This is a genomic window from Pseudomonas sp. 910_21 (assembly GCF_052850735.1).
The window spans coordinates 759,958-771,178 of the sequence record NZ_VXCY01000002.1 but is presented as its reverse complement, the minus strand read 5'-3'; the positions used below and the strand labels follow the sequence as shown (position 1 = coordinate 771,178).

Below are 11,221 nucleotides of genomic sequence, written 5' to 3'. Positions count from 1 at the left end.
TGAATCGCCTCAGTTTTTCCGTGGCCCTTCCAGTTGCAGCTGTTCCGGTGTATCCGGCAGGCGCTCGACCACAGCCAGCTTTTCCGGCATCTGGCGATTACGCCAGGCCCGGAAGGCGCCAAGCTCGTCGTCCAGGGTCTTCATCAACCACGCCAGCACGGCGATGTCGTCAAGCATGCCCAATACCGGGATGAAATCGGGGATCGCGTCCACCGGGCTGAGGAAATACATCAACCCCGCCACCACCGATAGCAAAGCCTTGGCGCTGACGGCGCGATACTCCCCTCGCCAGTAAGCCAGGCACAGCGCCTGGAGCAGGCGCAGGTCCTCCTTGACCTTGCCCAGGCGACCACCTTGGCTAGCCCCCTTGCTGGCCACGGCGAACAACAGCGTCGGTAAACGGCCACGGCTTAGCAACCGACCAGCCAAAGGCAGGAAGCGGGCAAAACTCCAGGGTGCTTTCATCATCACTCCACTGAAATGTTATCCACACAAATTGTGGATAACCTTGTGAACAGAGCTATTTTTCACGGCTGAAAGCCCCGTTTCATAAGGGCTTAGCTCAGATCGGGCGTTTTTTACTCACATAAAAAAACCCATAATTTCATTGACTTGGCAGCCCTCACAGACTACCCACCGCAGATACCCAGTTCTGACCGCCTACGATCGCGCCGGTTCGGACTATTTACCAGCAACGTCCCGCAGAAACGACAACGCCCCGTAAGAACGGGGCGTTGCTTCAGGCGCTGAGACAGGTTACTTGGCGGCGTCCTGCTTGGCTGGATCCTTGATACCCAGCAGCTCCAGTTCAAATACCAGAACCGAGTTGGCCGGGATCGACGGGCTTGGGCTTTGCGCGCCGTAGGCCAGGTCGCTAGGGATGTACAGCTTGTACTTCTCACCCACGTGCATCAATTGCAGGCCTTCAACCCAGCCTGGGATAACGCCGCTGACCGGCAGATCGATCGGGCTGCCACGCTCTACCGAGCTGTCGAATACAGTGCCGTTGGTCAAAGTACCGGTGTAGTGAACAGTGACCACGTCAGTCGGCTTGGGCTGAGGACCGTCAGCCTTCTTCAGCACTTCGTACTGCAGGCCGGAAGCGGTGGTAGTCACGCCGGTTTTCTTGCCGTTTTCCTCGAGGAATTTCTTGCCGGCAGCAGCCGACTCTTCGCTCATCTTGGCCATGCGCTCTTCAGCACGCTTTTGCAGCGCGGCGAAGGCTTCAACCAGTTCGTCATCCTTCAGCTTCTGTTCTTTCTTGCCGACGGCATCTTCAATGCCCTGGGCTACCGCTTTGGAATCCAGATCATCCATGCCTTCCTGGGCGAGACTCTTGCCCATGTTCAGGCCGATACCGTAGGAAGCTTTTTGCGCCGGGGTTTTCAGCTCTACGCTGGTCTGCGAATCACAACCCGCAAGTACCAGGCTAACCAGGGCCACCGCCGCCGCCAACCGATGCTGTTTCATGCTATTTCCTTGTTCATGCGCCTAAAGGGCAATCGAATAAAGCCGCGAGCTTATCAGGCGACCACGACCAATGGCTACCGGCGTAAGAGTAGTAAATGTCCGATAAGTTCACGTCTTTAAACACGTTTTGTACGTTGGGGAACACCCTGCCCATGCGGCTCCGTGAGGCACCGGAACGAGCGCGAATAACCATAGCGCAAGTAATGGCTACTTGCCGCGTCAGAGACGCTCAGGCATAAGGAAAGCAAATTCGACAAGGACGTACATCTTGCGCCTCATCTACCGTGTATTGCTGTTGATTGCCGTGTTGATCGGCATAATCCTGGCCGTAGTCCTGTACTACATCGCCAACCCCAGGCTTCCCGACTACGTGCCCGTCGAGCAGGTGCACTATCTGGAGCAGTGGGATGCCGCCGACCGCCAGACCTACTATTTCACTCCCCAAGGCACTCAGGTCAAAGGCCTGCGCTATGAATGGTTCACCGCCCTGGAGCTGCCCTTCTCCAAGCAGTTCTTCGCGGCGCCGGAGTACCTGGCGCGCTTCGGCTTCCTGGTGGAGCCTGGACAGAAAGCCACGACGCAGAATCCCGGCAACCTGCCAGTAGGGTTCGCCCGGCACCAGAACCCAGGCAGCCCGGAACAGTACCTGGACATCACCTGCGCCGCCTGCCACACCGGGGAACTGCGCTTCAACCATCAGGCACTGCGGATCGATGGTGGCTCGGCGCAACACGTCCTGCCCTCCAGCGTGCCAACCCTGCGTGGCGGCAGTTTCGGCCAAGCGCTGGTAGCCAGCCTGGCCACAACCTATTACAACCCATGGAAATTCGAACGTTTCGCCCGCAAAGTGCTGGGCGCAGACTATGACGCGCAACATGAACAACTGCGCAAGGACTTCAAGGCCTCGTTGGACACCTTCCTCCGAGTAGCCTGGAACGATACCCATCGAGGCCTCTATCCCACCGAGGAAGGCCCGGGTCGCACCGATGCCTTCGGCCGCATAGCCAACGCCAGTTTCGGCGACGCCATTTCTGCGCAGAACTATCGGGTCGCCAACGCCCCGGTGGATTACCCACAACTGTGGGACATCTGGACCTTCGATTGGGTGCAGTGGAACGGTTCGGCGCAGCAACCCATGGCCCGCAACATCGGCGAAGCCCTAGGGGTCGGCGCCACCCTCAATCTGTTCGACAGCGACGGCCAGCCACTCACCGGCGATGCCCGCTACCCGTCCAGTGTGCGGGTTCGCGACCTCAACCATATAGAAGAAACCTTGCAGCGTCTGAAGCCTCCCACTTGGCCGGAGGCACTGCTGGGCACTGTCGATAAACCCTTGGCTGCCAAGGGCCGCAGTCTGTTCGCCAGCCACTGTGCCGGTTGTCACCTACCAACCGTGAGCGAGAGCAATGGCCGACCAGTGCAGCAACTGAAGATGCTCCCGGTCTCGGTGATTGGCACCGATCCGAACTCCGCCAGCAATATCGCCGACCTGCGCTATGACCTGAGCGCCCTGCAATGGGATACCGCCGAACTGGCCAAGTCCAACGTCGAACTGCACCCGACACCCACTGAACCACTGGACCTGCGCCAACTCTCAGCCGCAAAGGGCCTGGCCTACATCACCGCCTTCGTCGAGGAACGTGCCTACCGCGATGCCAAGGTCTCCCCCGAGGAACGACCACGGCTGGATGGCTATGGCCTGCCGATCGGCGTGCGGGAGCTGCGTGCCTACAAGGCCCGGCCACTGGCTGGGGTCTGGGCAACACCGCCTTATCTGCACAACGGCTCGGTGCCCAACCTGTATCAACTGCTTTCGCCGCAATCTGAACGCTCCACCACCTTCTATCGAGGCACCTTCGAATACGATCCCAAGCACTTGGGCTATCGCCCGGAAGCCTTCAAGAACGGCTTTGAATTCGATACCCGCATCAGCGGCAACCACAACAGCGGCCACGAATTCCGTGCCGGGCAGCGTGGCAACGGCGTCATCGGCCCTCTGCTGCAACCTGAAGAACGCTGGGCACTACTGGAATACTTGAAAGTGCTGGGCGGACCGCTGGAGTCACAACTGCCATGAAACTCGATCTCGCAAGAAAACGACCGTCCCTGCTGGGCAGGCTCTGGCTACGCCTCGGCGCATTACTGGGCAAGACTCTGTTATTGCTGGCCGGTATCGGCCTGTTGGGCTGGGCCCTGGGCAGCGCCTGGTTTGCCTGGCAGCACCGTGGCCCGGTGGCGGTACAGGAGCAGATTCCCGCCGATGAAGCCGCACGCACCCAGGACATCATCCAGACCGCCGTACGCATCGTCGATCAGCATCGTGAAGGCACTCGCTACCTGCGCGATGCCCATGCCAAGGCTCATGGCTGCGTGAAAGCCGAGGTCCAGGTGCTCAAGGAGCTGAATTCGGAACTGCGCCAGGGCGTGTTCACCACCCCCGGCCAGACCTGGCAAGCGACTGTGCGTTTGTCCAACGGCAATGCCTATCCGCAGTTCGACAGCATTCGCGACGCCCGCGGCATGGCGATCAAACTGCTGGATGTTCCTGGGCAACAGCTGATCCCTGCGGAATCAGCGCGACGCGAGCAGGACTTCGTGATGTTCAATCATCCGAACTTCTTCGTCAGCGATGTAGCGGAATATCAACAGAACATTGCCGCCCAGGCGGATGGCAAGAAAGTCGGCGCCTTCTTCCCAGCCTGGGATCCTCGCAGTTGGCAGATCCGCCATCTGTTCATCGCCCTAGACACGCTGTCGCCAGCACCGACCAGCCCGACCCAGACCACCTACTTTTCGGTCTCGCCCTACAAGTTCGGTAACGCCAACGCCAAGTTTCGGGTCATGCCAGACCCGGACAGTTGCCCGGCCTACAGCCTGCCAGCGCAGAACCAGGACCTGCCCAACTTCCTGCGCAGCGCACTGATCCAGCAGCTCTCCAGCGATCGGATGCCCGCCTGCTTCGTGTTGCAGATCCAGCGCCAGGACCCGAGCCGGTTCATGCCGATCGAAGACACCAGCATCGAGTGGAAGGAAAGCGAAGCACCGTTTGAAACCGTGGCCCGATTGACGATCCCCGCCCAGGACTTCGACACTCCGGCGCAAAACCTGGCCTGCGACAATCAATCCTTCAATCCATGGTTCGGTATTGAGGCCCATCGCCCTATCGGTGGTATCAACCGCTTGCGCAAAGCGGTGTACGAAGCTGTCAGTGACTACCGGCACAGCCGTAACGCCGAGCAGTAAGCCCAGAAACAAGAAAAGCGGCCTGCGGGCCGCTTTTTTGGGTGCCGGATTTGCCCATCGCCAAACCCCAGACAGCAAAAAGCCCGCGTTAGCGGGCTTTCTGTGGTGACCTGGCGTTCAGTGTTCCAGGTTACCGAATATGGCGCAGCGGACGGGACTCGAACCCGCGACCCCCGGCGTGACAGGCCGGTATTCTAACCGACTGAACTACCGCTGCGCGTAGCGTTGAAAGTAAGTGGTGGGTGATGACGGGATCGAACCGCCGACATTCTGCTTGTAAGGCAGACGCTCTCCCAGCTGAGCTAATCACCCTTTACCTTCGTTGCGGGGCGCATTATGCCACAGAAATTCTTAAAGTGTTGATTTAATTGATAATTTTATCAAAAAAATCTGAATTCCCATGAAATGCCGCATTACCCACAAACTCTTTACAGCAAAAAGCCCGCGCTAGCGGGCTTTCTGTGGTGACCTGGCGTTCAGTGTTCCAGGTTACCGAATATGGCGCAGCGGACGGGACTCGAACCCGCGACCCCCGGCGTGACAGGCCGGTATTCTAACCGACTGAACTACCGCTGCGCGTAACACTGAATGCGAATGGTGGGTGATGACGGGATCGAACCGCCGACATTCTGCTTGTAAGGCAGACGCTCTCCCAGCTGAGCTAATCACCCTTCACGTTCGGTGTGGCGCGCATTCTACGGAGCAGACCCCACTCTGGCAAGCACTTTTTATAATAATTTTTTCAGGCCTTCCAAAGGCTTAGCGAAGGGTTGGCCTGAGCAGCAGCGAAGAGAATAATGCCCTCCTTTGTATAAAGGAGAGATTCACCCCATGTGGTTCAAAAACCTGCTGATCTATCGCCTGACCCAAGATCTGCCTTTTGATGCTGAGGCGCTGGAAACTGCACTGGCGACCAAACTGGCGCGCCCCTGTGCAAGCCAGGAGTTGACCACTTACGGTTTCGTCGCCCCTTTCGGCAAAGGTGAAGACGCCCCGCTGGTGCACGTCAGCCAGGACTTCATGCTGGTAGCAGCGCGCAAGGAAGAACGCATCCTGCCTGGCAGCGTGGTGCGCGACGCGGTAAAGGAAAAGGTCGAAGAGATCGAAGCCGAACAGATGCGCAAGGTCTATAAGAAGGAGCGCGACCAGATCAAGGATGAAATCATCCAAGCGTTCCTGCCCCGTGCCTTTATCCGCCGCTCCTCGACCTTCGCCGCCATCGCCCCGAAACAGGGGCTGATTCTGGTCAACTCCGCCAGCCCCAAACGTGCCGAAGACCTACTCTCCACGCTGCGTGAAGTCCTCGGCACCCTGCCGGTACGTCCACTGACCGTGAAGATTGCTCCGAGCGCGATCATGACCGACTGGGTCAAGACCCAGAAAGCCGCCGACGATTTCTTCGTCCTCGACGAGTGCGAGCTGCGCGACACCCACGAAGACGGCGGCATCGTGCGCTGCAAGCGCCAGGACCTGACCGGCGAGGAAATCCAGCTGCACTTGAGCACCGGCAAGGTGGTCACCCAACTGTCCCTGGCCTGGCAGGACAAACTGTCCTTCATGCTCGACGACAAGATGGTGGTCAAGCGCCTGAAGTTCGAAGACCTGCTGCAGGATCAGGCGGAACAGGACGGCGGCGATGAAGCCCTCGGCCAGCAGGACGCCAGCTTCACCCTGATGATGCTGACTTTCGGCGATTTCCTGCCGGCGTTGTTCGAAGCCCTGGGTGGCGAGGAAATTCCGCAAGGCATCTGACGCCTTGCCCGGATAACCGCTGCGCACTAGACGCCACCGCCTTCGGTGGCGTTTTCACATAATAAGGAACAGGTCATGCGCGCACTGGCTGCACTGAGCCGCTTTGTCGGCAACACCTTCGCTTACTGGGTACTGATCTTTGCCGTGTTGGCATTCCTCCAGCCGACCTGGTTCATCGACCTCAAAGGCGCGATTGTGCCCCTGCTGGGCCTGGTGATGTTTGGCATGGGACTGACCCTGAAGCTCGAAGACTTCGCCGAAGTGGCCCGTCATCCGTGGCGCGTCGCCCTGGGAGTAGTCGCGCACTTCGTAATCATGCCCGGGGTGGCCTGGCTACTCTGCCAGGCCTTCCATCTGCCGCCGGAAATCGCCGTCGGCGTGATTCTCGTGGGCTGCTGCCCCAGTGGCACCTCGTCCAACGTCATGACCTGGCTGGCCCGGGGCGACCTCGCCCTGTCGGTGGCCATCGCCGCAGTCACCACCCTGCTCGCGCCACTCTTGACCCCTGCGCTGATCTGGTTGCTGGCTTCGGCCTGGCTGCCGGTGTCCTTCATGGAGCTGTTCTGGTCGATTCTGCAAGTGGTGCTGCTGCCTATCGTGCTGGGCGTGCTTGCCCAGCGCCTACTGGGCCATCGGGTACAGCATGCGGTGGAAGTGCTGCCGCTGGTTTCGGTGGTCAGCATCGTCATTATCGTCACTGCCGTGGTGGCGGCCAGCCAGGCAAAAATCGCCGAATCCGGGCTGCTGATCATGGCGGTGGTGATGCTGCACAACAGCTTCGGCTACCTGCTGGGCTATTTCACCGGTCGACTCTTCAAGCTGCCACTGGCACAACGCAAATCCCTGGCACTGGAAGTCGGCATGCAGAACTCCGGCCTGGGTGCCGCCCTGGCAAGCGCCCACTTCTCTCCCCTGGCGGCAGTGCCCAGTGCCCTGTTCAGTGTCTGGCATAACATTTCCGGGGCCTTGCTCTCGACCTACTTCCGCCGCATGAGTGACAAGAGCGAGCAAAAACTGGAAACACAACGGGTCGGCGACTGAGCCGAAAATTGATCGACCGATCAGTACTGAGCAGTATACTGCGCAGCGCGAGGACGACCTCGCACTCAATCGAGTGACTTATTTGTGGGGACGACCCCATCAACCGATGAGGTCAGCATGTCCTGGATCATTTTGTTGTTTGCCGGTTTGTTTGAAGTGGGCTGGGCTGTGGGCCTGAAATACACGGACGGCTTCAGCCGTCCGTTACCCACCGCCTTGACCATCCTCGCCATGGCCATCAGCCTGGGTCTGCTGGGTCTGGCCATGAAGGAACTGCCTCTGGGCACGGCCTACGCTATTTGGACCGGGGTCGGTGCCATTGGCACGGTGATCGCCGGGATCATTCTGTTCGGCGAGTCCATGGCCCTGGTGCGCCTGGCCAGCGTAGCGCTGATCATTGCCGGTCTGGTGGGCTTGAAAGTCAGCGCCAGCTGATAGTCAGGTCGCAGAAATAAAAACGCCCGCAGCATTGCGGGCGTTTTTGTGTCCGTCAGAGCATTAACGACGGCTGCCGCGCAGTTGCCCCACCATGGCCTGTAGCTGCGCCGGTTCGGCGGCTTCCACGGCCACGCTCGACCCGGCCACCAGGGTCACTCGTGACCAGAAACGATGGAAGAAACCCTTGCTCGGGTCGCGGCTGAAGAAGCTGCCCCACAGCCCCTGCAAGGCCAGGGGAATCACCGGCACCGGGGTTTCTTCGAGAATCCGTGTCAGGCCGCCCTTGAACTCGTTGATCTCACCATCGGCAGTCAGCTTGCCCTCGGGGAAAATGCACACCAATTCGCCATCGCGAAGATACTGGGCAATCCGCTTGAAGGCTTTTTCATAGATTTCCAGGTCTTCATGCCGGCCGGCAATGGGGATGGTCCCGGCGGTACGGAAGATGAAGTTCAATACCGGCAGGTTGTAGATCTTGTAGTACATCACGAAGCGAATCGGCCGACGTACAGCGCCGCCAATCAACAAGGCGTCAACAAAGGACACGTGATTGCACACCAACAAGGCAGCCCCCTCATCGGGGATCTGCTCCAGATTGCGATGCTCGACGCGGTACATGGAATGGCTGAGCAGCCAGATCAAGAAACGCATGCTGAACTCGGGCACCACTTTGAAGATATAGACGTTGACCGCAACGTTCAGCAGCGACACCACCAGGAACAGGTGAGGAATGGTCAGCTTGACCATGCTCAGCATGACGATGGAAACAATCGCCGATACCACCATGAACAGCGCATTGAGAATATTGTTGGCGGCAATTACCCGGGCCCGCTCATTCTCCGGAGTGCGTGACTGGATCAGCGCGTACAGCGGCACTATATAGAAGCCGCCGAAAACCCCCAGTCCCAGCACGTCGAACAACACCCACCAGGCATGCCCAAAACCCAACAATTCAAGCCAGCCATGACCATTGACACTTTCCGGGATTCCACCGGAATGCCACCACAACAGCAGGCCGAACACCGTCAGGCCAAAGGAGCCGAACGGCACCAGGCCGATCTCTACCTTGCGCCCCGAAAGCTTCTCGCACAGCATCGAGCCCACCGCGATACCCACCGAGAATACGGTGAGAATCAGGGTCACCACCGTCTCGTCACCGTGCATCCATTCCTTGGCATAGGCAGGAATCTGAGTCAGGTAGATCGCCCCGACAAACCAGAACCAGGAGTTGCCGACAATCGACCGCGACACCGCCGGTGTCTGCCCCAAGCCCAGACGCAAGGTGGCCCAGGACTGACTGAAGATGTTCCAGTTCAGGCGCATATCCGGGGTTGCGGCAGCAGCCCGTGGAATGGCCCGACTCGCCAGGTACCCCAACACCGCGACGCCAATGATGGCGAACGAGACGATGGGGGCGTAATGAGCCGAGGACATCATGATCCCGGCGCCGATGGTCCCTGCCAGGATCGCCAGGAAAGTCCCCATTTCCACCAGGCCATTGCCACCCACCAGCTCCTCTTCACGCAAAGCCTGGGGCAGGATTGAATATTTCACCGGGCCAAACAGCGCCGAATGGGTGCCCATGGCAAATAGCGCCACCAGCATCAGCCAGAGATGGTCGAAGACGAACCCCACAGCCCCCACGGTCATGATCGCGATCTCCCCCAGCTTGATCAGGCGAATCAGCGCATCCTTGGCAAACTTCTCACCGAACTGCCCGGCCAGGGCCGAGAACAGAAAGAACGGCAGGATGAACAGCAAGGCACAGAGGTTGACCCAGATCGAGCGATCACCTTCGATGCTCAGCTTGTAGAGAATGGCCAGGATCAACGACTGCTTGAAGATGTTGTCGTTGAAGGCGCCAAGGGATTGCGTGATGAAGAACGGCAGGAACCGCCGCTTGCGGAGCAAGGTGAACTGCGAAGGGTGACTCATCTTCCATGTCCCTGAGTGGCGTGGATACTGTTATTGGAATGTCGAATATCGATCCAGGCCACAACCTTACCTATCTTTGGCGATTATTTCCGTAAGCCCGCAATGCATGGCGAAACAAACAGCTCGCCTTTATAGGCCCCCTGGACCGTGCGCCTGGCCACGATCAGCCACATCAACGCCAGGGCCGCTACCAATACCGCGCCGAATACGTTGAAGAATCCCAGGTGCAAAGTGCTACCCAACTTCAAGGTGGCCAGCGAATACACCCCCAGCGGGAAGGTGAACCCCCACCAGCCGAGGTTGAAGGGGATGCCTTCACGCAGGTAGCGTCGGGTGATCAACACCGCCATCAACATCCACCACAAACCAAACCCCCACAGCGTCAGCCCCGCCACCAGCCCCAGGCCGGCAGCAATCTCACCGACGCCGGGCAGGCCATTGGCGGCAAAGATCGCCGGTGCATCGCCCCCCAGCACCAGCATGCCCAGTGCACCGGTGCCGATCGGGCCCAGGGCCAACCAGCTCGAGGCTGCCATGCTTTCATGGGGCAGTTTATGCAGGGCCATGCGCAACAGCAGGATGGTCAGGATGCTGAACGCCACCGGCAGTGAAAAGGCCCACAACACGTAGCTGGTACTGAGCATCACCAACTGCGCGTGAGCATCCTGCAGATACGGCGCCAGCAGGCCACCGCTGGCCGCAGCCACTTCGGCCGCCACCACAGGCAACAGCCAGACAGCGGTCATCTGATCGATGCTGTGCTCCTGACGAGTGAACATCATGTAGGGGATCAACACTCCACAGGCCAGGGACATGGCCACGTCCAGCCACCACAACACCTGCGCCAGGTGCACCACCGCCTCACCCCAGCGGGGAACACCGAACAACAGCAAGCCGTTGATGATGGTTGCCAACCCCATGGGAATGGTGCCGAAGAACATCGAGACCGTTGAGTGACCAAAGATTCGCCGTGCCTCATCGAAGAACAGCACCCAACGGGCGGCATACATCACCGTGAAGAGCACGAACAGGGCAATGGTCAGCCACCAGAATCCTTCGGCCACCTGATGCAGGCCTGGAACCTGGGCCGGCCACTGGGCCAGCGCCAGGGCCAGAACCCCGGTGCCCATGGTGGCGGCGAACCAGTTGGGGGTGAATTGGCGAATGGCTTCGCGGGGGTGTTGCAGATGACTCAAGGGCCGGCGGCCGGCTTTGACGCTGTGGGTGCATGGCATGACGTGTCTCCTGTCCTCTGATGAGGTGGAGCCCATGGTAGAACCTAATCGAATATCTATATAACGGGTAATTTCTCTATCTGTTATCTACTGAATAGATATTAAGT

Annotated in this window: 9 protein-coding genes and 4 tRNA genes; 5 read left to right on the top strand and 8 right to left on the bottom strand. The window is 59.2% G+C overall.

Annotation, left to right across the window (positions count from 1 at the left end; genetic code table 11):
- Positions 1–9: 9 nt before the first annotated feature.
- Together FW796_RS08695 and FW796_RS08690 are read right to left on the bottom strand one after the other, a co-directional pair.
- Positions 10–465 (bottom strand): YkvA family protein, encoded by a 456-nt coding sequence (locus tag FW796_RS08695; RefSeq protein ID WP_346632260.1) that lies wholly within the window; start codon positions 463–465, stop codon positions 10–12.
- 291 nt (positions 466–756) lie between these two features.
- A complete protein-coding gene (locus FW796_RS08690) occupies positions 757–1,470 on the bottom strand; it encodes an FKBP-type peptidyl-prolyl cis-trans isomerase (RefSeq protein WP_346632261.1) in 714 nt (237 codons plus the stop codon).
- Positions 1,471–1,738: 268 nt separating this feature from the next.
- Between FW796_RS08690 and FW796_RS08685 the strand changes: the two genes are divergently transcribed.
- Positions 1,739–3,547: a di-heme-cytochrome C peroxidase gene (locus tag FW796_RS08685; RefSeq protein WP_446439249.1), complete on the top strand. Its 1,809-nt coding sequence runs from the start codon at positions 1,739–1,741 to the stop codon at positions 3,545–3,547.
- Positions 3,544–4,713 carry a catalase family protein gene (locus FW796_RS08680; protein WP_404937479.1) on the top strand — a complete coding sequence of 390 codons (1,170 nt, stop codon included), beginning with the start codon at positions 3,544–3,546 and terminating at the stop codon, positions 4,711–4,713. The genes FW796_RS08685 and FW796_RS08680 overlap by 4 nt, the downstream gene beginning before the upstream one ends.
- A gap of 140 nt (positions 4,714–4,853) precedes the next feature.
- Here FW796_RS08680 and FW796_RS08675 read toward each other — a convergent pair.
- From FW796_RS08675 to FW796_RS08660, 4 genes are all read right to left on the bottom strand, one after another.
- A tRNA-Asp gene (locus FW796_RS08675) sits at positions 4,854–4,930 on the bottom strand.
- A 19-nt stretch (positions 4,931–4,949) separates the two neighbouring features.
- A tRNA-Val gene (locus FW796_RS08670) sits at positions 4,950–5,025 on the bottom strand.
- Positions 5,026–5,212: 187 nt separating this feature from the next.
- Positions 5,213–5,289 (bottom strand) — tRNA-Asp (locus FW796_RS08665).
- A gap of 19 nt (positions 5,290–5,308) precedes the next feature.
- Positions 5,309–5,384 (bottom strand) — tRNA-Val (locus tag FW796_RS08660).
- A gap of 160 nt (positions 5,385–5,544) precedes the next feature.
- Between FW796_RS08660 and rdgC the strand changes: the two genes are divergently transcribed.
- From rdgC to sugE, 3 genes are all read left to right on the top strand, one after another.
- Positions 5,545–6,465 carry a recombination-associated protein RdgC gene (rdgC, locus tag FW796_RS08655; protein ID WP_016967448.1) on the top strand — a complete coding sequence of 307 codons (921 nt, stop codon included), beginning with the start codon at positions 5,545–5,547 and terminating at the stop codon, positions 6,463–6,465.
- 75 nt (positions 6,466–6,540) lie between these two features.
- The gene (locus tag FW796_RS08650; RefSeq protein WP_446439248.1) at positions 6,541–7,506 is read left to right on the top strand and encodes a bile acid:sodium symporter family protein; all 966 of its coding nucleotides are present in this window, start codon (positions 6,541–6,543) and stop codon (positions 7,504–7,506) included.
- A 117-nt stretch (positions 7,507–7,623) separates the two neighbouring features.
- Positions 7,624–7,941 (top strand): quaternary ammonium compound efflux SMR transporter SugE, encoded by a 318-nt coding sequence (sugE, locus tag FW796_RS08645; protein WP_016967450.1) that lies wholly within the window; start codon positions 7,624–7,626, stop codon positions 7,939–7,941.
- Between the two features lie 63 nt (positions 7,942–8,004).
- On the opposite strand, the gene FW796_RS08640 is transcribed toward sugE, so the two are convergent.
- Positions 8,005–9,879 carry an MFS transporter gene (locus tag FW796_RS08640; RefSeq protein ID WP_446439247.1) on the bottom strand — a complete coding sequence of 625 codons (1,875 nt, stop codon included), beginning with the start codon at positions 9,877–9,879 and terminating at the stop codon, positions 8,005–8,007.
- 83 nt (positions 9,880–9,962) lie between these two features.
- Positions 9,963–11,114, bottom strand: a complete 1,152-nt coding sequence (locus FW796_RS08635; RefSeq protein WP_446439246.1) for a TDT family transporter — start codon at positions 11,112–11,114, stop codon at positions 9,963–9,965.
- Positions 11,115–11,221: the final 107 nt, after the last annotated feature.

Excerpts from the sequence above, each read along its gene's own strand:
- FW796_RS08695 (WP_346632260.1), bottom strand. The coding sequence starts at position 465 with ATGAAAGCACCCTGGAGTTTTGCCCGCTTCCTGCCTTTGGCTGGTCGG.
- FW796_RS08690 (WP_346632261.1), bottom strand. The coding sequence starts at position 1,470 with ATGAAACAGCATCGGTTGGCGGCGGCGGTGGCCCTGGTTAGCCTGGTA.
- FW796_RS08680 (WP_404937479.1), top strand. The coding sequence starts at position 3,544 with ATGAAACTCGATCTCGCAAGAAAACGACCGTCCCTGCTGGGCAGGCTC.
- rdgC (WP_016967448.1), top strand. The coding sequence starts at position 5,545 with ATGTGGTTCAAAAACCTGCTGATCTATCGCCTGACCCAAGATCTGCCT.
- FW796_RS08650 (WP_446439248.1), top strand. The coding sequence starts at position 6,541 with ATGCGCGCACTGGCTGCACTGAGCCGCTTTGTCGGCAACACCTTCGCT.
- sugE (WP_016967450.1), top strand. The coding sequence starts at position 7,624 with ATGTCCTGGATCATTTTGTTGTTTGCCGGTTTGTTTGAAGTGGGCTGG.
- FW796_RS08640 (WP_446439247.1), bottom strand. The coding sequence starts at position 9,879 with ATGAGTCACCCTTCGCAGTTCACCTTGCTCCGCAAGCGGCGGTTCCTG.
- FW796_RS08635 (WP_446439246.1), bottom strand. The coding sequence starts at position 11,114 with ATGCCATGCACCCACAGCGTCAAAGCCGGCCGCCGGCCCTTGAGTCAT.